The 21,477-nt window shown below is 60.0% G+C and carries 20 protein-coding genes; 9 read left to right on the forward strand and 11 right to left on the reverse strand.

The genetic code is table 11. The features are described 5' to 3' along the window. Positions 1 to 26: 26 nt before the first annotated feature. Positions 27 to 743, reverse strand: a complete 717-nt coding sequence (locus tag LOY36_RS18435; protein WP_258669767.1) for a FadR/GntR family transcriptional regulator — start codon at positions 741 to 743, stop codon at positions 27 to 29. Positions 744 to 1,026: 283 nt separating this feature from the next. Here LOY36_RS18435 and LOY36_RS18440 point away from each other — a divergent pair, with 283 nt between their 5' ends. Together LOY36_RS18440 and gudD are read left to right on the forward strand one after the other, a co-directional pair. Beyond that, positions 1,027 to 2,373, forward strand: a complete 1,347-nt coding sequence (locus LOY36_RS18440) for an MFS transporter (protein WP_258669781.1) — start codon at positions 1,027 to 1,029, stop codon at positions 2,371 to 2,373. Positions 2,374 to 2,395: 22 nt separating this feature from the next. Then, positions 2,396 to 3,739 (forward strand): glucarate dehydratase, encoded by a 1,344-nt coding sequence (gene gudD, locus LOY36_RS18445; RefSeq protein ID WP_258669793.1) that lies wholly within the window; start codon positions 2,396 to 2,398, stop codon positions 3,737 to 3,739. Between the two features lie 40 nt (positions 3,740 to 3,779). Here gudD and LOY36_RS18450 read toward each other — a convergent pair whose 3' ends face one another. Beyond that, positions 3,780 to 4,658 carry a LysR family transcriptional regulator gene (locus LOY36_RS18450; RefSeq protein WP_258669794.1) on the reverse strand — a complete coding sequence of 293 codons (879 nt, stop codon included), beginning with the start codon at positions 4,656 to 4,658 and terminating at the stop codon, positions 3,780 to 3,782. Positions 4,659 to 4,818: 160 nt separating this feature from the next. On the opposite strand from LOY36_RS18450, the gene ampC reads away from it, so the two are divergent. After that, complete coding sequence (gene ampC, locus LOY36_RS18455) at positions 4,819 to 5,973, forward strand: class C beta-lactamase (RefSeq protein WP_309475219.1); 1,155 nt, start codon at positions 4,819 to 4,821, stop codon at positions 5,971 to 5,973. A 142-nt stretch (positions 5,974 to 6,115) separates the two neighbouring features. Here ampC and LOY36_RS18460 read toward each other — a convergent pair whose 3' ends face one another. Then, the gene (locus tag LOY36_RS18460; protein WP_019579989.1) at positions 6,116 to 6,661 is read right to left on the reverse strand and encodes a DUF4174 domain-containing protein; all 546 of its coding nucleotides are present in this window, start codon (positions 6,659 to 6,661) and stop codon (positions 6,116 to 6,118) included. Between the two features lie 164 nt (positions 6,662 to 6,825). On the opposite strand from LOY36_RS18460, the gene LOY36_RS18465 reads away from it, so the two are divergent. Continuing rightward, complete coding sequence (locus LOY36_RS18465) at positions 6,826 to 7,221, forward strand: VOC family protein (RefSeq protein ID WP_007939410.1); 396 nt, start codon at positions 6,826 to 6,828, stop codon at positions 7,219 to 7,221. On the opposite strand, the gene LOY36_RS18470 is transcribed toward LOY36_RS18465, so the two are convergent. Both LOY36_RS18470 and LOY36_RS18475 read right to left on the reverse strand, forming a co-directional pair. After that, positions 7,203 to 7,988, reverse strand: a complete 786-nt coding sequence (locus tag LOY36_RS18470) for a sulfite exporter TauE/SafE family protein (RefSeq protein WP_019648385.1) — start codon at positions 7,986 to 7,988, stop codon at positions 7,203 to 7,205. The two genes, LOY36_RS18465 and LOY36_RS18470, sit on opposite strands and share 19 nt — an antisense overlap. Before the next feature lie 164 nt (positions 7,989 to 8,152). Next, complete coding sequence (locus tag LOY36_RS18475; RefSeq protein WP_026345722.1) at positions 8,153 to 8,902, reverse strand: hypothetical protein; 750 nt, start codon at positions 8,900 to 8,902, stop codon at positions 8,153 to 8,155. Positions 8,903 to 9,150: 248 nt separating this feature from the next. Here LOY36_RS18475 and LOY36_RS18480 point away from each other — a divergent pair, with 248 nt between their 5' ends. The 3 genes from LOY36_RS18480 to LOY36_RS18490 all read left to right on the forward strand — a co-directional run bounded on the left by LOY36_RS18480 (position 9,151) and on the right by LOY36_RS18490 (position 11,765). After that, positions 9,151 to 10,299, forward strand: a complete 1,149-nt coding sequence (locus LOY36_RS18480; protein WP_258669837.1) for an aldose epimerase family protein — start codon at positions 9,151 to 9,153, stop codon at positions 10,297 to 10,299. A gap of 143 nt (positions 10,300 to 10,442) precedes the next feature. Further along, positions 10,443 to 11,264, forward strand: a complete 822-nt coding sequence (locus LOY36_RS18485; RefSeq protein WP_258669845.1) for an aldo/keto reductase — start codon at positions 10,443 to 10,445, stop codon at positions 11,262 to 11,264. Positions 11,265 to 11,294: 30 nt separating this feature from the next. Beyond that, a complete protein-coding gene (locus tag LOY36_RS18490; RefSeq protein WP_258669850.1) occupies positions 11,295 to 11,765 on the forward strand; it encodes a DUF1810 domain-containing protein in 471 nt (156 codons plus the stop codon). Here LOY36_RS18490 and LOY36_RS18495 read toward each other — a convergent pair. Then, entirely contained in the window at positions 11,730 to 14,090 is a 2,361-nt protein-coding gene (locus LOY36_RS18495) for a DNA polymerase II (RefSeq protein ID WP_258674202.1), read from the reverse strand. The two genes, LOY36_RS18490 and LOY36_RS18495, sit on opposite strands and share 36 nt — an antisense overlap. 259 nt (positions 14,091 to 14,349) lie before the next feature. On the opposite strand from LOY36_RS18495, the gene LOY36_RS18500 reads away from it, so the two are divergent. After that, the gene (locus LOY36_RS18500) at positions 14,350 to 14,790 is read left to right on the forward strand and encodes a CBS domain-containing protein (protein ID WP_007939416.1); all 441 of its coding nucleotides are present in this window, start codon (positions 14,350 to 14,352) and stop codon (positions 14,788 to 14,790) included. A 202-nt stretch (positions 14,791 to 14,992) separates the two neighbouring features. On the opposite strand, the gene LOY36_RS18505 is transcribed toward LOY36_RS18500, so the two are convergent. Then, positions 14,993 to 15,613 (reverse strand): glutathione S-transferase N-terminal domain-containing protein, encoded by a 621-nt coding sequence (locus LOY36_RS18505; protein ID WP_019648379.1) that lies wholly within the window; start codon positions 15,611 to 15,613, stop codon positions 14,993 to 14,995. An 81-nt stretch (positions 15,614 to 15,694) separates the two neighbouring features. Continuing rightward, positions 15,695 to 16,789: a DUF1615 domain-containing protein gene (locus LOY36_RS18510; protein ID WP_258669856.1), complete on the reverse strand. Its 1,095-nt coding sequence runs from the start codon at positions 16,787 to 16,789 to the stop codon at positions 15,695 to 15,697. A 177-nt stretch (positions 16,790 to 16,966) separates the two neighbouring features. Between LOY36_RS18510 and LOY36_RS18515 the strand changes: the two genes are divergently transcribed. Beyond that, positions 16,967 to 18,496 (forward strand): FAD-dependent monooxygenase, encoded by a 1,530-nt coding sequence (locus LOY36_RS18515; protein WP_019648377.1) that lies wholly within the window; start codon positions 16,967 to 16,969, stop codon positions 18,494 to 18,496. Positions 18,497 to 18,608: 112 nt separating this feature from the next. Here the strand turns inward: LOY36_RS18515 and hemB are convergent, their stop codons facing one another. The 3 genes from hemB to LOY36_RS18530 all read right to left on the reverse strand — a co-directional run bounded on the left by hemB (position 18,609) and on the right by LOY36_RS18530 (position 21,296). After that, a complete protein-coding gene (gene hemB, locus LOY36_RS18520; RefSeq protein WP_258669860.1) occupies positions 18,609 to 19,583 on the reverse strand; it encodes a porphobilinogen synthase in 975 nt (324 codons plus the stop codon). 139 nt (positions 19,584 to 19,722) lie between these two features. Next, positions 19,723 to 20,565, reverse strand: coding sequence for a PhzF family phenazine biosynthesis protein (locus tag LOY36_RS18525; RefSeq protein ID WP_258669884.1), 843 nt, complete (start codon positions 20,563 to 20,565; stop codon positions 19,723 to 19,725). A 23-nt stretch (positions 20,566 to 20,588) separates the two neighbouring features. Beyond that, positions 20,589 to 21,296 carry a glutathione binding-like protein gene (locus LOY36_RS18530; RefSeq protein ID WP_019648375.1) on the reverse strand — a complete coding sequence of 236 codons (708 nt, stop codon included), beginning with the start codon at positions 21,294 to 21,296 and terminating at the stop codon, positions 20,589 to 20,591. Positions 21,297 to 21,477: the final 181 nt, after the last annotated feature.

The raw sequence follows: 21,477 nt of genomic DNA on the forward strand, positions 1-21,477 counted from the left end.
ACGAGCCCCCCCTAAGCACTGACGAATCAGCTGCCGCCCGCCGAAAAGCGGTCGCGGCTGTTGGTCAGGTGCAACCACATCGCCGCCCGCGCAGCATCCGGATCCTGGCGCTTGATGGCGTTGAGAATCGCCTCGTGTTCGAGGTTGGCGAGTTGCCCCAGCTTGCTCAAATCCGCTGACCCGCGCTCGGCGGCATTGACGCGGGTGCGGGGAATCATCGCATTGCCCAAGTGCTGCATGATCTCGGTGAAGCACACGTTGCCGGTGGCTTCGGCGATCAGCAGGTGGAAACGTTTGTCGGCCTCGACGCAGCTGTCGTTGTTGGCCAGCAAACTTTGATAGTCATCCAGCGCTTCACGCATCTGCGCCAATTGCTGATCGGTGCGACGCACCGCTGCCAGCGCGGCGGCCTGGGTTTCCAGGCCCATGCGCAACTCCAGAATACTGCGCACGCCCAGCGCGGTATCGACATTCAGCCGCAACCCCTGCTCCGGTGCGCGCTCGATGACAAAGGTGCCGATGCCGTGACGGGTTTCCACCAGCCCTGAAGCCTGCAATTTCGAAATCGCCTCGCGCACCACCGTGCGGCTGACCCCATGCTCCTGAACAATCGAGTTCTCCGAAGGCAGCTTATCCCCCGGCAGCATCTGGCCGAGCAGGATGCTCTGGGTCAGCTTGGCCACCAGGTCATGGGCCAGGTTGTGAGCGCGCTTTCGGGCGGGTGCGTCGATCTCTTCTTGCATGGTGATTATCCGTAAAGCAGGGCTACCCGGATCGTAGCACCGGAATCGCCTGGAATCTTCAGAAAACAGCACCAAACTTGTATGACAACACTCAACAAATTGACCACTCCAACACCATCAAAGCCCCGCGCCCGACCACAAAAAGCATAGAAACCACCAAACAAATAGCCATTTTATTGGACCAAAGCGCTTGTCGAATCAAAAAAACCAGTTGTATGATGTCTATCAACAACGCAACATCCAGCCACACCCCGCATAAAAATAACGAGTGGGAGAAAAACAAGTGAATACATCCATACCAGGGATGCACGATGGCGCTGATTCGGTCCTGAAGTCCGCCATCTCGAAAGTGAAACGCCACGTCCTGCCGCTGTTCGTGATCATGTTCATCGTCAACTACATCGACCGCGTGAACATCGGCTTCGTCCGCGCCCACATGGAACATGACTTAGGGATTGGCGCTGCCGCCTACGGCCTCGGTGCCGGTCTGTTCTTCATCGGTTACGCGCTGTTCGAAGTCCCCTCAAACATCCTCCTGCAAAAAGTCGGCGCGCGAATCTGGCTGACCCGCATCATGCTGACCTGGGGCCTGGTGGCCGCCTGCATGGCGTTCATCCAGAACGAAACCCACTTCTACATCCTGCGTTTTCTGCTCGGCGTGGCTGAAGCCGGGTTCTTTCCCGGGGTGATCTATTACTTCACCCGCTGGTTGCCCGGTGTGGAACGCGGCAAGGCGATTGCGATCTTCCTCAGCGGCTCGGCGATTGCTTCGCTGATCTCCGGCCCGCTGTCGGGGCTGCTGCTGCAAATCAACGGTTTGGGCATGCACGGCTGGCAGTGGATGTACTTCATCGAGGGCATGTTCTCGGTCGGGTTATGCGTGTTCGTCTGGTGCTGGCTGGACTCCAAACCCCACGACGCCAAATGGCTGACCCTGGCTGAACAGGACGCGCTGGTCAAAGCCATCGATGACGAACAACTGGCCCGCGAAGCCGCGACGCCGATCAAACCGTCGCTGGGCACACTGCTCAAGGATCGCCAGATCATTCTGTTCTGCCTGATCTACTTCTTCATTCAATTGACTATCTATGCCGCGACTTTCTGGCTGCCAAGCATCATCAAGAAAATGGGCGACCTGAGCGACATCCAGGTCGGCTTGTTCAACTCGATTCCGTGGTTGCTGTCGATCGTCGGCATGTACGCCTTTGCCTCGCTGTCGGGCAAATGGAAGCACCAGCAAGCCTGGGTCGCCACTGCCCTGCTGATCGCTGCGGCGGGGATGTTCATGTCCACCACCGGCGGGCCGATCTTCGCCTTTGTTGCGATCTGCTTCGCCGCACTGGGTTTCAAATCGGCTTCGTCACTGTTCTGGCCGATTCCCCAGGCGTACCTGGATGCGCGGATCGCTGCCGGCGTGATCGCGCTGATCAACTCGGTGGGCAACCTCGGCGGCTTCGTGGCGCCGACCACTTTCGGTTTGCTGGAAGAGCACACCGGTTCAATCCAGGGCGGGCTCTACGGCCTGGCCGCCACCTCGATCATCGCCGCGATCATCGTCTTCGCCGCGCGCAATAAACCGAAACCCGTACCGGCCGTTGCACTGGGCAAACCAGCGCCGAATCACGCTTGAACATTGGTTTAAAGGACAAAAAATGAACCCACAAGAAGCCGCAAAAGCCCCGATCATCACCAGCATGCAGGTTGTGCCGGTGGCCGGCCACGATGGCATGCTGCTCAACCTGAGCGGTGCCCACGGCCCGTTCTTCACCCGCAATATCGTGATCCTCAAAGACAACGCCGGCCACACCGGCGTCGGCGAAGTACCCGGTGGCGAGCGCATTCGCCAGACCCTGGAAGACGCGCGCGCACTGGTGATCGGCAGCCCGATCGGCACTTACCAGAAGATCCTCAATCAAGTGCGCCAGACCTTCGCCGATCGCGATGCCGGCGGTCGCGGTTTGCAGACGTTTGACCTGCGTATCACCATTCACGCGGTCACCGGCCTGGAAGCCGCCCTGCTCGACTTGCTTGGCCAGCACCTGGACGTGCCGGTCGCCGCTTTGCTCGGCGAAGGTCAGCAGCGTGATGAAGTGAAAATGCTCGGCTACCTGTTTTACGTCGGTGATCGCAACGAAACCAATCTGGCTTATCGCGATGAGCCGGATGCCGACAATGACTGGTTCCGCGTACGTCACGAAAAAGCCATGAGCGCCGACGCCGTGGTGCGCCTGGCGGTCGCCGCTCACGCCCGCTATGGCTTCAAGGACTTCAAACTCAAGGGCGGCGTGTTGAGCGGCGACGAGGAAATCGAAGCGGTCACGGCCCTCGCCGAGCGCTTTCCAGATGCGCGCATCACCCTCGATCCGAATGGCGCCTGGTCGCTCAAGGACGCGATCCGCCTGTGCCGGGATCAGCATCACGTTCTGGCTTATGCCGAAGACCCGTGCGGGGCGGAAAACGGTTACTCGGGCCGTGAAGTCATGGCCGAGTTTCGTCGGGCCACGGGCCTGAAAACCGCGACCAACATGATCGCCACCGACTGGCGGGAAATGGGCCACGCGATCCAGTTGCAGTCGGTGGACATTCCCTTGGCCGACCCGCACTTCTGGACGATGCAGGGCTCGGTGCGGGTGGCGCAGATGTGCCATGAATGGGGCCTGACCTGGGGCTCGCATTCCAACAACCACTTCGATATTTCCCTGGCCATGTTCACCCACGTCGCGGCCGCCGCGCCGGGCGAGATCACGGCCATCGACACCCACTGGATCTGGCAGGACGGCCAGCGCCTGACCAAGGCACCGCTGCAAATCGTCGACGGCTGCGTGCAAGTACCGAAAAAACCTGGCCTGGGGGTTGAGCTGGACATGGATCAACTGGCCAAGGCCCATGAGCTGTACAAAAGCATGGGGCTCGGCGCGCGGGACGACAGCGTGGCGATGCAGTTTCTGATTCCGGGATGGAAGTTCGATAACAAGCGGCCGTGCCTGGTGCGCTAAACCTCTGGAAACACCGCTCCCACAAGGAGTGGTGTTCACACTATTTCATCTGGGCCGCTTGCAGCAGCCAGCCCCGGAACACCGCCATCGCCGACGTTTCGGGGCGCGACTGCAAGCGGGTCAGCCAGTAGCTGCCGGTGGTGATCCCGATGGCGAACGGTTGCTCGATTGCGCCCGCCGCCAGTTGCCGGGCAAACATCAGCGGCGGCGCCAATGCCACACCTGCACCTTGCAACGCAGCCTCCATCATCGCCAGAGAGGAATCGAAGACGATGCTCCGGGGCAGCACGGCATGGGCCGAAAGACCGGTCGCCTGAAACCACTCCGGCCACTCATCCGTGCGATAGGAGCGCAACAGTGTTTGTTGCAACAGATCCTCTGGCGCCTGCAATTGCCGGGCGATCTCCGGCACACAGAGCACCGACAGTGGTGCCTCGATCAACCGCACCGCTTCAATTCCATGCCACGCCCCCGCACCAAAGCGAATGGCGTAATCCAGACCTTCAGCGGCCACGTCCACCCGGTTGTTATTAGTCGACAGGCGCAAATCTATGTACGGATGTTTCTGCTGAAAATCCGCCAATCGCGGCAACAGCCAACCGACCGCGAACGTCCCCACGGCGCCCACCGTCAACACTTCACGAAAATGCCCACCCTCGAAACGCTCCAGGGTTTCGGCAATCCGGTCGAAGGATTCGCGCAATACCGGCAACAGCGTTTCACCTTCGCTGGTCAGCATCAGGCCGCGGGGCAGGCGTTTGAACAAAGTCACGTTAAGCTGGGCTTCAAGACTTTTGACCTGATGGCTCACCGCCGCCTGCGTGACGCACAACTCCACGGCCGCCCGGGTGAAACTCAAATGGCGCGCCGAAGCCTCGAAAGCACGCAACGCATTCAGCGGCAAATGAGGTCGAATCATGCCAGCCCCCAAAATTTTCTAATGGCTCATCCGAAATATCGTCGTTTGCCGGTCTTCGCCAAACTGCCTAGATTTGGCTCGCCCAACAGCGGACCGCCTTGAAAGACCGCTCGGAGTGTAGCGGTTAACACCACGAACAATCATGGACAGCGTCTCAATCATGCGTAAAAAAAATCAGAAGAAACTCATATCCTACAGCGCTTTCGCACTTCTCCTCGGTGCCAGCCACAGCTTTGCTGACGAGCGCATCGAAACCATCGTTAAAGCCGCCATCGAACCGGTGATGCAGCAACAGAAGATCCCCGGCCTCGCGGTCGCAATCACCGTCCATGGTCAGCCGCATTACTTTAACTACGGCGTGGCCTCGAAAGAAAACGGTAATGCCGTCACCGAAAACACCCTGTTCGAGATCGGTTCGGTGAGCAAAACCTTCACCGCCACTCTCGCCGCCTATGCCCAGGCGAGCGGCAAACTGTCCTTGTCGGACAACGCCAGTCAGGTGCTGCCAGCCTTGCGCGGCAGCGCGTTCGACAACATCAGCGTGCTGCAACTCGGCACCTACACCGCCGGCGGCCTGCCCCTGCAATTCCCCAGCGAGGCAGACCATCAGGACAAAATGCTCGGCTATTTCAAGCAGTGGAAACCCACCTACGCCGCCGGCACTCGTCGCCAGTATTCAAACCCCAGCCTTGGGCTGTTCGGTTATCTTGCAGCCCAAAGCATGGGGGCTCCGTTCGATGAGCTGATGGAAAAAACCTTGTTGCCGAAACTCGGCCTCAAGCACAGCTACCTCAAGGTGCCGCAGGATCAGATGGGGCTTTACGCCCAGGGTTACAGCAAGGATGACAAACCTGTGCGGGTCGAGCCGGGTGCGCTGGATTCCGAAGCGTACGGCGTGAAAACCAGCGCCACAGACCTGCTTCGCTATGTTGAGGCAAACATGAATCCCGCGTCGCTGGAAAAGCCTTTGCAGCAAGCGATCGCCATCACTCATACCGGTTACTACACGGTTGGTGGCATGACTCAAGGGCTGGGGTGGGAGCTCTACAACTACCCGGTGAAGCTCGACACATTGCTGGCTGGCAACTCGTCGCAGATGGCGATGGAGGCTCATGAAGTCCAGTGGCTGACCCCACCGCAACCTCAACGCGACACTGTGCTGATCAACAAAACCGGCTCAACCGGCGGCTTCGGCGCCTACGTTGCTTTTATCCCGGCGAAGGACATCGGCATCGTGATCCTGGCCAACAAAAACTACCCGAATCCGGAGCGGATCAAAATCGCTCACAAAATATTGAGTGCGCTGGCCGATTGATCCCAGTAACCCGACAAGCCCCCTCGCCACAGGGTTACCTCACAATGGATCACCAAGTTTCAGATTTCCGTTGGCAAACAAAATGGGCGACCTGTTGGGGTCGCCCATTGGGGTAAGCCTTCTCACCACTACTCAACTCAATTCAATCATCCGGTTGCTCAGCTGGTTTGGCAGGCTTCGCCGGTTTGCCTTTGGTACCTTTAGCACCTTTGACCGGTGCGACTTCAGCCACCGGCGCTGGCACCGGTACCGTTGCTTCCTTCTCGGCCGTCGGCAGCTGGTCGACGGTGTTGAATATCTCTTTCAACTCGACCGCATCCGACTGCTCAAGCTTCTTTTCGCCATCCTTGCCGATCAGGATGATTTTGCTCTTCGCGCCGGCGCCCAGTTTGAGCGAGCGGATCAGCGCCATCGTCGATTGCGGGTCGAGGTCTTTGCCGTCCCGTTGGCCCATCGTATTGATCACGGTGTACAGCACCATGTTTCGATCGGTGAAGCCCTTGCGGTTGGCAGAGTCGTCCAGTGATTTTTTCAGGTTGAGCCAAACCGGGTCCACCGAACTGGGCGCGATGACAATCAGGGGTCGAGCCCGGCCCACGTCTTTAACCAGAGGGGAATCGTCATCGGCGGCGAATGAAGGACCGACGAAAGCCAACAGGGTAGCCAGGGTCAAAGACCTGATGAGCATGCGCATCTCCTTTTGATATCCACGCTCTAATGATTGCGCATCGCGGTGATCGTTCCGGGCGATGCACCGCGATTGTGTTCCGCCTTGCCCAAGCTTAGGTCAGGGCGGTCATTGCGCAACAGCCTGAGCTAATCTCATAGCTGATTCATCGTGAGGGTTTATCCATGAGCGCTCAGCTGAACCACACCATCGTCTGGTGCCGTGACAAACAGGTTTCGGCACGCTACCTGACCGACCTCCTCGGCCTGCCTGATCCCGAGCCGTTCGGGCCGATGCTGGTGGTCAAGTTCGATAACGGGGTGTCGCTGGATTTCTACAACAACGACCCGCCCATCGCGTCCCAGCACTATGCGTTCTTGATTGGTGACGACGACTTCGATGCGGCCTTCGCTCGCCTGCAGGCGATCAAGCAGCCGTGGTGGGCCGACCCCGGTAAGCAGCGGCCCAACGAGATCAACGATTACGCCGGTGGCCGGCGGGTGTATTTCGATGACCCGGACGGGCATCTGCTGGAGATTTTTACTCGGGAAGCGGTATCGGATCAGAACGCCAGTTTGTAGCCGATCAGCACCAGCATCGTCGCCAGGCACGGACGCAGCAGTTCGTCGGAGATGCGCCCGGTCAAATGGCTGCCCAGGTAAATCCCTGGCAGCGAACCAACCAGCAAGAAGCCCAGGACGTGCCAGTCCATGTTACCCATGCTCGCATGGCCGAGGCCGGCGACCAGGGTCAGGGGCACCGCATGGGCGATTTCGGTGCCGACCAGGCGACGAGTGGGCAGCAGCGGATACAGGATGAACAGCGCAACGGTGCCCAGGGCGCCGGCGCCGATGGAAGTCAGGGCCACCATGGTGCCTAGCACCAGACCGGTGATCACGGTCAGTGCATTCAACCGGGAGCCGCTGGGGTTGTATTGGCCACCCGCCCGTTTGTGAGCGAAATCGAGCAAGCGTTTCTTGAAGAAAATCGCCAGCGCCGTGGCGAACAATACGAAGCCCAGCGCCTGTTTGATGACGGCGTTCATCGCCTCGGGCGAGGTTTGCAAAGTGCTCAGGAACCACAGCGTCAAGGCTACCGCCGGCACACTGCCGAGGGTCAGCCAACCGGTGATCGCCCAGTCGATGTTCTTGTTCTTGCGATGAACCAGCACACCACTGGATTTGGTAATGGCCGCGTACAGCAAGTCCGTGCCCACCGCCGTGGCCGGGTTTACGCCGAACCACAGCAGGATCGGCGTCATCAACGAACCGCCCCCAACACCGGTCATGCCGACAATAAAGCCGACCACCAGACCCGCTACGACCAACCCGAAATTACCGAAATCCATTAATACGCCCAGAAATTCGCAGGAAACAAACCGGTCAGCAGCATAGCGATTTTTCTTATAACCACATATATCGATGCGGTCTATCGTTATGCCAATTCACCGATTTGAAACAGCGACTTCCCCCTCAATACCAACCCCACAAGAATTGCGCTTTATCCGACATCTCACTGCACCGGCAAAAAATTCAGGAACAGCAGACTCTGGGCGTAGTTCAGGCCGATCCGCCGGTACCGCTCGTCGAGCATCTGGGTCAGCAGGTCCAGTCGCGCGACGATTTTGCCGAACTCCACGGCAAAGCTCAGGTTGCTGCCCTCCTCCGAGATTTCGTTGGAAAACAGCAAGGGCTCGCCTTGCCTGTTTTGCCGCTGGCTCAAGATCCAGGTGGCTTTTTCGATGTTGCGCGCAGCATTGCTGACGAAGGTCGGGTTGAGCGCATCCGTCATGTAGAACTCCAGTCGATTGCCATGGGCCGTCACCAGCATGCTGCCGATGGCATAGATGAACGCGCCGACCCGGTCACCGAGGAATTCCGGGCTCATGGCAAAGCTCAGCGCCGCGAGGTCTTTTTTGCCGCCGAGGGTGGGCAGCGGCTCTTGCTGTTCGATGGCCATGCGCACCTGCTTTTCTGCGGTGCCGACATCGAGGAAGCCGGATTTTTTCAGCTCCTGCGGGTTGCGCAGGTAGAGCTTGTTCATCAGCAGGTAGAGGCTTTCGAGGTTGTCGCGCATCGTCAGGGTCGCCATGCGGTCGACGCTGGTCTGGAGGAATTCCTGGGGTTTGCCATCGCGAAACTGGCTGATGACATCGTTGCCCGGCTGATGGCTGCAACCACTGGCGAGGAGCATCGACAGGCTTATCAGCAGCAAGCAATGACGGCGAATGTGCAGGGTAAAACGGGGTAAAACTCGAGCCATGGGTTCTTGAACTTGGGCATGGGCCGGCGGTGGGGATCGCCGCAGGCTGCCCAAGGATAGAACCGTGAAAGCTGGAAAAGTGCAGTGCCGGTGGTCCGTAAGCGCTGGTCACCCTGAAAGCGCCCCTCATTAGTAATGCTTTTTAATTGCATTACTCAAGACATAGACTATAAATCCTTCCTTGATCGCGCTAAAGCACGATCATTAGTATGACTACTTCTTAAAAACAACAAAAAGGAAGGTCAACCATGCTTCAATCCCGACACCTGCTCTCCGGCCTCGGACTCTCCCTGATGATCGCCACCCTCTCCGCTCACGCCACTGGTTTGTCCAGCGAACAAAAAGCCTTCGGCAAAACCAATGACGGCACACCCGTCGAGCAATACATTTTGCGCAACAGCCATGGCCTGCAGGCCACGGTCATTACCTACGGCGGGATTCTCCAGTCGCTGAAAGTGCCGGACAAAAACGGCAAGCTCGACGATGTGGTGCTCGGCTTCGATGACGTACAGAGTTATCAAAGCGGCAAGGCGTTCTTCGGCGCGACCATCGGCCGCTTCGGCAATCGCCTGGCCAACGGCGCCTTCGAGCTGGATGGCAAGCGCTTTCAAGTGCCGCTCAACGACGGCAGCAATTCGCTGCACGGCGGGGCTCAAGGTTTCGACAAGCGGGTGTGGAAAGCCGAACCGAGCAAGGGCAAGGATTCGGTGGGTGTGACGCTGACGTACCTGTCCTCGGATGGCGAAATGGGTTTCCCCGGCAACCTGAAAACCGAGGTCACCTACAGCCTCACCGAGAACAATGAGCTGCGCATCGACTACAAGGCCAGCACCGATAAGCCCACGGTGCTGAACCTGACCAACCACAGCTATTTCAACCTCGCCGGCGCGGGTAACGGCGATGTGCTGAAGCAGTTGGCGACCTTGCACGCCGCCCGTTACACGCCAGTCACCGGCAAACTGATCCCCACCGGTGAGCTGGCCCCGGTCGCCGGCACGCCGATGGACTTCACTCAACCGACCGCCATCGGTCAACACATCAAGGCCGATCACCCGCAGTTGAAATTCGCCGAACCGAAACACGGCGGTTTTGACTTCAACTGGGTGCTGGATGCCAAGGGCGACCTGGGCAAACTCGCCGCCGATGTCAGCGATCCGCAATCCGGCCGTCGCTTGCAGCTCTATACCACCGAACCTGGCGTACAGTTCTACACCAGCAACTTCCTCGACGGCTCGGTCAAGGGCAAGGCCGGCAAGATTTACCCGCATTGGGGTGCCTTTACTCTGGAAACCCAGCATTATCCGGACTCGCCGAACCAGCCGAGCTTCCCGTCCACGCGGCTGGATCCGGGCAAGACCTATGCCCAGACCACGGTGTTCAGGTTCTCCGCCCGGTAGATCAAAAGATCGCAGCCTTCGGCAGCTCCGATATCGCGGGTACACCCCGCCCCCGCGGGCTGCGATCTTTCATGATGGCACGGAACCACCCTGCTATTTTGCTGCCAACTGTAGTATCGATCGGACTTCGATAAGGAGGATTCATGCGGACTCTTGGGCTGGCCGGCAGCCCTGTGCCGGTCATCGGCCAAGGCACCTGGCACATGGGAGAGGAACGCTCCCGACACACCAAGGAAGTTGCAGCGCTGCGCCTGGGCATCGAGTTGGGCATGACCCTGATCGACACCGCTGAGATGTACGCTGAAGGGGGCGCCGAAGAGGTGGTGGGTGAAGCCATCACAGGCCTGCGCGACCAGGTTTTTCTGGTCAGCAAGGTCTACCCCTTCAACGCCAGCCGCAAAGGCATCCCCCAGGCCTGCGAACGCAGCCTGCGGCGGTTGAATACCGATTACATCGATCTGTACCTGTTGCACTGGCGCGGCGAGTATCCCCTCGAGGAAACCGTCGAAGCCTTCGAGCGCCTGCGCGAAGACGGCAAGATCGGCCGTTGGGGCGTGTCCAATTTCGACCTGGACGACCTGGAGGAACTGGCCTCACCGGCCTGCGCGACCAATCAGGTGCTGTACAACCTGGAAGAACGCGGCATCGAATTTGATCTGCTGCCCTGGAGCCAACAGCAAAAAATGCCGGTGATGGCTTACTGTCCGATCGGCCAGGGCGGGCATATGCTGGCCAATCCGACGCTCAAGCAGGTTGCCGCCCGTCACCAGGCGACACCTGCGCAGGTAGCGCTGGCATGGATTCTGCGTCAGAACGGGGTGATCGCCATCCCCAAAGCGGTCCACCCCGAGCATGTGCGGCTCAACGCGCAAGCGGCACAATTGCAGCTTGAAGTCGGGGATCTGGAGGCGCTGGACCAAGCGTTTCGCGCGCCACAACGCAAGCAGCGGTTGGCCATGGTCTGAGCCATCGCGGAGCTATCAGAGGGCATCGGCATGAGAAGTACCGATCAGCTCGACTCTTTCAACTTGCCACGCTTTATCCAGGCACAGGATCCTGTGTTCGAGTGGGTTCAGGATGAACTGCGCGCCGGCCAGAAGCGTCGGCACTGGATGTGGTTCATCTTTCCGCAGTTTGCCGGGTTGGGTGACAGCGAAATGTCCCGCTACTTTGCCATTCACTCCAGCGAGGAAGCTGTGGCGTACCTGGAGCATCCGCTACTGGGTCCGCGCTTGCGCACCTGCACGCAATTGGTGCTGGACGTTCCTCAACGTTCGATCACCAAGATTTTCGGGCACCCCGACAACCTCAAGTTTCATTCATCGATGACGCTGTTCGCCCAGGTTTCGCCAAAAGGCAGCCTGTTCCATCAGGCGCTGGATCAGTACTTTCACGGCATACCGGATGACTGGACGCTGTCGCTGCTGGACTCAAAACAGGCCCAACTGCCCCCCAATCAGCGTTGAGAAATCGTCATCCACGAACGGCAGGATGGCATCCGCCACCGGTTGCAGCTGCCGGGTGACGTAATGGTCGTAGTCGATCGGCGCGCTGCGCACTTCCAGCGGCTCGGGGCCGGCGACCGTGATCACGTAGCTGATCCAGCCGCCGTTGTGATATTGCCGTGGCCGCCCCTGTTGATCGTTGTAGTCATCGGCGATCCGCGCGGCCCGCACATGGGGCGGCACATTGCGTTGATAGTCATCCAGGGGCCGACGCAGGCGTTTGCGGTAGATCAGGCGCTCATCGAACTCACCGGCCAACGTCTTGCGCACATAGTCACGCACGTAATCCTGATAGGGCTTGCGTTTGAAGATGCGCAGGTACAACTCCTGTTGGAATTGCCGGGCCAGCGGCGACCAGTCGGTGCGCACGGTTTCCAGGCCTTTGTAGACCATCTCGTCGGTGCCATCGGCACGGGTAACCAACCCGGCATAGCGCTTCTTGCTGCCCTCCTCGGCACCGCGAATGGTCGGCATCAGAAAGCGTTTGTAGTGGGTTTCGAACTGCAACTCCAGGGCACTTTCCAACCCGTACTCCTGCTTCACATGCTCGCGCCACCATTGGTTGACGTGGTCCACCAGCGCGTGGCCGATCTGCGCCGCTTCGGCCTGACCATGGGGGCGACGCAGCCAGACGAAGGTCGAGTCGGTGTCGCCATAGATCACCGCATGGCCCTGAGCTTCGATCAGTTGGCGGGTACGCAACATGATCTCGTGCCCGCGCAAGGTGATGGATGAGGCGAGTCGCGTATCGAAGAAGCGGCAACCACTGGAACCGAGGACGCCATAGAAGGCATTCATGATGATCTTCAGGGCCTGGGACAGCGGCGCGTTGTGTTCGCGCTTGGCGGTTTCACGGCCTTCGGCAACCCGGGCGACGATGGCCGGCAGGCAATGCCGGGTCCGTGAGAAACGGGCACCGCGAAAACCCGGCACCGATTCGCTGTCGTCGGGATGCTTGAGCCCTTCGATCAAGCCCACCGGGTCGATCAGGAAGGTGCGGATGATCGACGGATAGAGGCTTTTGTAATCGAGCACCAGCACCGATTCGTACAGCCCCGGTTGCGAGTCCATGACAAAACCACCGGGGCTGGCCTGCGGTGGTTTATTGCCAAGGTTCGGTGCGACGAAGCCCTGACGGTGCATCAGCGGCATATACAGGTGAGTGAAGGCCGCCACCGAGCCACCGCTGCGGTCCGCCGGCAAACCGGTGACGCTGGCGCGCTCCAGCAGGAAGGTCAGCAACTCGGTCTTGGCGAAAATCCGCGTCACCAGTTCGCAATCCTTGAGGTTGTACTTGGCCAGGGCCGGTTTGTCTTCGGCGAACATACGGTTGATTTCGTCCATGCGCTGGTACGGGTTGTCGATCGACTTGCCTTCGCCCAACAGGGTTTGCGCGACGTTTTCCAGACTGAACGAGGGGAAGCTCCAGGTCGCCGAACGCAGTGACTCGATGCCGTCGATGATCAACCGGCCGGCAGCCGAGGCGAAATAATGATTGCCGCTGCCGTGCTCGCGCCACTGCATTTCTTCGCCGCCACGCCCCAGCTTCAGCGGCACCGCCAGGCGGCGAGCATGTTCGTGCAGTACGCGCAGGTCGAACTGCACGACGTTCCAGCCGATGATGGCGTCGGGGTCGTGCCGGGCGAACCACTCATTGAGTTTTTTCAGCAGCAGGGTTCGCGAATCGCAGTATTCGAGCTGGAAATCCACCCCGTTGTCATCACCATTGGGCGACCCGAGCATATACACCTGACGCTCGCCGCAGCCTTCCAGGGCGATGGAGTACAACTCGCCCTGGGCGGTGGTTTCGATGTCCAGCGAGACCAGCCGCAGGTTCGGCCGGTAGCCGGGGGCGGGTTTCATTTGCGCGTCGAGCAGCAGGCCGTCGGCACCGGGTGTGCCGCCGAACAAAACCGGCGCGGTGATGAACCGCTCCATCATGTAGCGTTCCGGCGGGCGGATGTCGGCTTCGAATACCTCGACGCCTGATTTGCGCAGCGCGGTTTCCAGGCGCATCAACTGGCCGTGCTGCTGGCAATACAGTCCGAGCACCGGGCGGTGCTCGAAGTCCAGCAGCGCCAACGGCCGCAGTTCGACGTTCTTTTCGCCGCGCAACACCGCTTCGGCTGGCTCGCGCATGGCCTGTGGAATGAACGCGACCGACGGTTGATGCGGCAGGCGGATGCGCCGGGGACCGGCATCGGTCGCCAGCCAGAATTCGACTTCGGTGCCGGCCGGGGTATCGCGCCAATGCCGGGTCAGGACGAAGCCCTGCTGTAAATCCACCACTGCAACCTCAACGATCTGATTCAAGTGGTGATTCTACGCGTGATCGCCGGCTAAGCCGTAATGCGATCCGTAGCAGCGGGCCAAGCCTGCTGCTACAAAGGGAAAGCCCCCTCGTCACACATCTGTATGTACCGGACTTTTACAAAGAAAAATCACTGAATGACGCTATTTGCGTGTTATCTGCCGCTTTGCGCCTTGCTCTGTGAGCCTGTCTCTACGATTCTTCAAGGACAACGACAACACCCGAGAAGCCGTCATGAAAACCGTCGCCCAGTTGCTCAAGTTAAAGGCCCAACAGAATCAGGCAGTCCACACCATTGCGCCTCATCAAATGGTGCTGGAAGCGCTGATGGTGATGGCCGCAAAAAACGTCGGCGCGTTACCGGTCCTGAAAGATGGAAAGGTCGTCGGCATCATCAGTGAGCGGGACTATGCGCGCAAACTGGTGCTCAAGGGGCGCTCCTCCGTCGGCACACCGGTCAGCGACATCATGGTGTCGCCGGTGATCACCGTGGACACCCATCAAACCGTCGAAACCTGCATGGGCATCATGTCCGACAAACGCCTGCGGCACTTGCCGGTGGTGGAGGACGGTGAGCTGATGGGCTTGCTGTCGATCGGCGACCTGGTCAAGGAAGCCATTGCCGAACAGGCTGAACTGATTCGGCAGCTGGAGCAGTACATTCGCGGCGAGTGATCCCACACTGTGCGAGGGGGCTTTTGTGGCGAGAGGCTTTGTGGCGAGGGGGCTTGCCCCCGTTCGGCTGCGAAGCAGTCGCAAAGCTTTTAGGGCCGCTTCGCGACCCAACGGGGGCAAGCCCCCTCGCCACAAAAGCTCCCTCGCCACAGACAAGCCCCACTCCCACAAAGGCTCGTTCCCACATTGGTTTGATGTGTTCCTATGGCCAATGCCGCGAGAAGACCGGCGCCAATACCGGGTGGCGGTCGAAGCGTTCGAGCCAGGCGAAGAACCCCGGCCGCGCAACGCGCAAGTGTTCCCGGGTACCCGCCCACCGCGTCACCACCGCCGCCAGAATATCCAGCGCGCCCGGCTTGCCATCGCCCAGGTACAGCTTGCCGGCGAATTGATCGGCAAACACCTCCCAATTCCAGTGCAGGCGCCGGCGGGCACCGGCCATGAGGTTTTGCCGGGACGACTCGTCCGCCTCGCCCAGCCAGCGCTCGGGGTAATCGATGATACCGATGGCGCTGTAGCAATTGCTGACGATGTACACCAGACCATGAATCACCTGATCGCGCTTGATCGGATTTTCCGGCAACAGGTTCGACTCCGGGAACGTAAGGCCCAGGTGAATCAGGATGGCCGCACTCTCGGCAAGAACGCCGCCATCGGGCAGTTGCAGAGTGGGAACCTGCTTGAGCGGGTTGAGCTTCTCCAGCGCATGCACCGCCTCCGGGGACGATGATACGTCGATGAAGCGATAAGGAACCTCGCACAGTTCCAGCGCGGCTTCGATGGCGGCCGCACCCGAATTCTGATACCCATAGAGCTGGTACATGACTAAATCTCCTCTGCGACTCTCTCTTTGTAGCAGATGCCAAAGACTGCGCGCGAACCATGTGGGTGGGAGCTTGCCCGGTTACCCTCCCGCGCGTTTCATACAGCGCTGATAGCGCTCGTCGACCCGCTTGGCAAACCACGCCGTGGTGAGTTTTCGGGTGATTTTCGGGCTTTGCAGCACGATCCCCGGCAACACCGCCCGGGGTAATGGCCGGCCTTCGGCCTGTTCGGCCAAAGCGAAGACGCGTTGATAGAGCGTGGTGTCCTCAAACTGAAGACTTTTACCCTCCTCCAGCTGATCCCGAATGGTCGGGTTGCGCATGTCCAATTGCTTGCCGAGGGTGCGCACCGCCAGTTCCGTGGTGCCGGGCATGATCGAGTCGTAGCGCACCAGATCACCATCCAGCGCCAGCGGGATACCCGTCGCACGACTGACCGCGTTCTGAAACGCCGCATTGCGGCTGGCGTACCAACCGGCATTGAAATCGGCGAAGCGATACAGCGGCTGCTTATAGCTCACCGGATAACCGAGCAAGTGGGCGATACCGAAATACAGGCCACCGCGACGGGTGAACACTTCGTGACGAATCGAGCCGTTCACCGGGTAGGGATAATCCCGCACATGCTGCTCGGCAAAGTCGATGCTGACCTGCATCGGCCCGCCAGTGTGTACCGGGTTGAAGCCGCCGAACAAGGTCCGGCCCATGGGCACCATGCCGATGAAGTCATCGAAAATCGCGCTGAGCTCTTTTTCGCTGCGCGCGGCACTCAGTCGGTCGCTGTAGCTTTTGCCGTTGGGTGAACGCACCTGCAAGGCACCGCTGACCAGCAAGCTGGGAATGTGGGCCTTATCGGCGCGGCGGTCGATTTCATCCCGGGCGATCTTGCCCAGGCCTGGCACCAGCGGGTCAGCCTGAAACGTCGACTCCTGCTCAGCGACCGCAAGTACCGAACACAGGTTTTGCGTGGTCGGCGAAATCTTTTGCGCGGCAAACGCTGCGTAGATATCCGTGGCCCAGCCCTGGCGGTCGACCGTTTTGGCCGGCAGCAGGCTGACGATTTCGGCCTTGACCTCGGCAGGCTTGCGGGCCGGCGGTTCCTGGGGGCGCTGAGTGCCGCAACCGGCCAGTACCAACAGCGCGGCCACGCTCATGATCAATCGATTGGCTTGCATGGTGCTCCATCAAATCCGTTGAGCCGGGTTAACCATACGATCAATGGCATGGCGCAGGCTATGACTATGCCGCCCTCTCCCTGTTCCGTAGCAACTCGTTCGCCGTAGCCGCTGTCGAGCCTGCGAGTGCCCCCCGGTTGAACCATACTTGATCCACACACCGAGGAGGACAGGCTCATGAACCGTAGCGATGTGCTGATCATCGGTGCCGGCCCGACCGGGCTGGTCCTGGCACTGTGGCTGAGCAAGCTGGGGATTGGGGTGCGGATTATCGACAAGACCTCGGCCCCCGGTACTACCTCACGCGCGTTGGCAGTACAGGCCCGAACGCTGGAGCTGTATCGCCAGCTCGACCTCAGCGACGCCGTGGTGCAGAACGGCCATAAAGTGTGCGCCGCGAATTTCTGGGTCAAGGGCGAACCGGTCGCGCACCTGCCGCTGAGCGCCATCGGCGAGGGTTTGACGCCCTATGCGTTCCTGGAAATCTATCCGCAAGACGAGCACGAACAACTGCTGATCGAACGCCTGGAGACCTTTGGCATTACGGTGGAGCGCAACACCGAATTGCAAAGTTTCGAGGAAACCGGCGACGGCATCACCGCAACACTGCGCTTGCCCGATGGCCAACAGCAAACCTGTCAGGCCTGTTACCTCGCTGGCTGCGACGGCGCCCGCTCGATCGTGCGCAAATCCCTGGACACCGATTTCCCAGGGGGCACCTACCAGCAGATTTTCTACGTGGCGGATGTGCAGGCCCGCGGCCCGACGTTCAACGGTGAATTGCATGTGGACCTCGACGAAGCCGACTTTCTCGCCATTTTTCCTTTGTCCAGCGAAGGTCGTGCCCGACTGATCGGCACGGTTCGCGACGAACGCGCCGAGCGCGCCGAAACCCTCCAGTTTGCAGACGTCAGCAGACGGGCCATCGAGAATTTAAAGGTGCAGATCGATCAGGTGAACTGGTTCTCGACCTACCGCGTGCATCACCGGGTAGCGGATCACTTTCGTACCGGACGCGCGTTTCTGTTGGGTGACGCTGCCCATGTCCACAGCCCGGCGGGTGGCCAGGGCATGAACACCGGGATTGGCGATGCGATCAATCTGGCCTGGAAGCTCGCGGCGGTGTTGAGCGGCAGCGCCACGGCCAAACTGCTCGACAGTTATGAAACCGAACGCATCGCCTTTGCCCAGCGCCTGGTGGCCACCACTGATCGGGTGTTCAATTTCGTCACGGCCGATGGGCCAATTGCCGACGTAATGCGCATGCGCGTGGCGCCCTTTTTGATCCCGAAAATGATCTCGTTCGAGGCGGTCCGGGAGTTCATGTTTCGCACGGTGTCACAGACCACCCTCAACTATCGCGGCATGCCGTTGAGTGAGGGCGTTACCGGCCATATTCACGGCGGTGATCGCCTGCCCTGGGCCCACGACGATGAAGGGGACAACTTCGAATCGCTGAAATACCTGACCTGGCAGGTGCATGTGTATGGCGAAACCAGCGACGAGATGATCGCCTGGTGCAGCGCGCATCACCTGCCGTTGCAGGTGTTCGACTGGCGACCGGTGTTTGAAACCGTGGGACTGGCGCGCAACGGGTTTTACCTGCTGCGCCCCGATACCTATGTGGCGATCGCCGATTACAGCGCCGATCCGAAGGTGATCGAACGGTATTTCCGCGATCATGGGATACGGCCTTTTATCGTCTGAAGATCAAAAGATCGCAGCCTGCGGCAGCTCCTACAGGATCGATGTTTACCCGCAATATTGCGGCGAACGCATTCAATGTAGGAGCTGCCGAAGGCCGCGATCTTTTGATTGTTTAGATCCCGGCCAGGGCCAGGTCCATTGCGAAGTAGGTGAAAATCAAATCCGCCCCCGCCCTTTTGATCGCCCCCAGACTCTCACGCACGACGCGATCTTCATCGATCGCCCCAGCCTGGGCGGCGAATTTGATCATCGCGTATTCACCGCTCACCTGATACGCCGACAACGGCAGACGCGAGGCTTCGCGGATGTCGCGGATGATGTCCAGGTACGCGCCGGCCGGCTTGACCATCAGCGCGTCGGCGCCTTCCTGTTCGTCCAGCAACGACTCACGCATCGCTTCACGACGGTTCATCGGATTCATCTGATAGCTTTTGCGGTCACCCTTGAGCGCACTGCCGCCGGCTTCGCGGAACGGGCCATAAAGCGCCGAGGCGAATTTGGTCGAATAGGCCATGATCGCGGTCTGGCTGAACCCCGCTGCATCGAGCGCCCGGCGAATCGCCTGGACCTGCCCGTCCATCGCCGCCGACGGCGCGATCACATCGGCGCCGGCCCGGGCGGCGGCCACGGCTTGTTTGCCGAGATTGATCAGGGTCTGGTCGTTATCAACTTCGTGCTGGTGCAACACGCCGCAATGGCCGTGGTCGGTGTACTCACAAAAACAGGTGTCGGACATCACGATCATTTCCGGCACGGCGTTTTTGGCGATGCGCGACATGCGCGACACCAGGCCGTTATCGTTCCAGGTGTCGCTGCCGTTGCTGTCCAGATGATGAGACACGCCGAACGTCATCACCGACTTGATCCCCGCCCGGGCGTAACGCTCGATCTCGCCGGCCAGTTTCGACTCAGGAATGCGCATCACCCCGGGCATGCTCTTGATCGGCACGAAATCGTCGATTTCTTCCTCGACGAAAATCGGCAGCACCAGATCGTTCAAGCTGAACTCGGTTTCCTGGAACAAGCTGCGCAGGCTCGCATTGCGGCGCAGACGGCGTGGACGTGCTTCGGGGAACTGACTGGACATGGACCTTCCTGAAGAGACGAAATTCGTAGGGCGCAAAGCTTATGCCCTGCAAGGTGCGGGACACAAACCTCGATCGCTCAAGACAACGTTACCGCGGCGGCAACAATCGCCCGCATCGAATACCGCCTGCTCTCACAGGTTAGATCGTCAGCGTTCCGGTAATACACGTCACTACAGCACCACCAATCCAGATCTCATCCCCCACCTGCTCCACCCGAATCCGCCCGGCGCGGCCCATGGTCAGGCCCTGACTGACGACATAAGACGCCGGAGCCAGCCCTTCGCTGAACAACCATTGAGCGATCCCGGCGTTCAGGCTGCCGGTGGCCGGGTCTTCCGGCATGCCGTCGCCGGAGATGAATGCACGCACTTCGAACTGCGCGTCAGCACCATCATTCTCGGGGTGCCATGGCGCGATGACACCGACGGCGAGGCCGAGCAACTGTGCATGATCCGGCTGCAAGTCCAGAATCTGCTGACGGTCCGCGACCATCACCGCCAGCCAACCGGCACCGTTGTCGACCCATTGCGTGCGCACAATCGCCCCCGGCGCCAACCCCAGCCCCTGCCGTACGCGCTCGACCAGCCCGGCGTCCACCGGGCCGGACCTGAGCAGCGGTGGCGCGAGAAACGCCAGCTCCGTCCCCTGCCGACGCACCCGCACCAGGCCGACACCACACTCCTGAATAATCTCCTCACCCTTGGGCACCCCACCGGCCTCGAGCCAGGCATGGCACGTGCCCAACGTCGGATGACCGGCGAACGGCAACTCTTGCAGGGTGGTGAAGATACGTACTCGATAGTCGGCCCGGGGGTCTCGAGGTTCGAGCACGAACGTGGTTTCGCTGAGGTTGGTCCAGTTCGCGAACGCCGCCATGCGTTCATCGCTGAGCTTGTCTGCGCCGAACACCACCGCCAACGGGTTGCCCTTGAGCGCGACGGGGCTGAAAACATCTACTTGCTTGAAATCGAATGCGCTCATTGCCTGCCTTGGTGATGAAGGATTCAAAGGGATTGCCTGGGGATTTCCAGACCGCGAATTACCGCCGGTCTTGCCAGGAAACGCTCCAGCACGCGGGTGACGTTGGGGAAATCCTGGATGCCGACCAGGTCGCCGGCCTCGTAGAAGCCGATCAGGTTGCGCACCCACGGAAAAGTCGCGATGTCGGCAATGGTGTAGCGCTCGCCCATGATCCAGTCGCGCCCTTGCAGACGGCCATCGAGGACCTTGAGCAAGCGCTTGCTTTCATCGACGTAGCGATCACGCGGACGCTTGTCTTCGTAGTCCTTGCCGGCGAATTTGTTGAAAAAACCGAGCTGGCCGAACATCGGCCCGATACCGCCCATCTGAAACATCAGCCACTGAAGGGTCTCGTAACGCGCTGCCGACTCCTGGGCCAGCAGTTGCCCGCTCTTGTCGGCGAGGTAAATCAGAATCGCCCCGGACTCGAACAGCGCCAGCGGTTGGTCGCCCGGGCCGTGGGGGTCGAGGATCGCCGGGATCTTGTTATTGGGGTTCAGCGACAGAAACTCAGGGGACAGCTGATCCTGGGTGTCGAAGCCCACACGATGCGGCTCGTAGGGCAGCCCGATCTCTTCGAGCATGATCGAAACCTTGACGCCATTGGGCGTTGGCAAGGAATAGAGCTGAATCCACTCCGGGTACTGGGCCGGCCATTTTCGAGTGATGGGGAATGCAGACAAATCGGTCATCGGGAGCTTCCACGGGAAAATCGGAGTGAAGATCATAAGGGGGACGGGGCCAAGATGTGTACTGTGTCCATGAATCCGAAACATCCTGTCGATAACCTTCCCCCCAATCCGTTCAAGGTTGCCGCTAAAGTGTCAGGCACCTCGCTCGGATCGAAGCTCGAATCGAACCAAAAGGGCTTCA

The organism is Pseudomonas sp. B21-019, from assembly GCF_024749225.1.
Taxonomy (GTDB): Bacteria; Pseudomonadota; Gammaproteobacteria; order Pseudomonadales; family Pseudomonadaceae; genus Aquipseudomonas.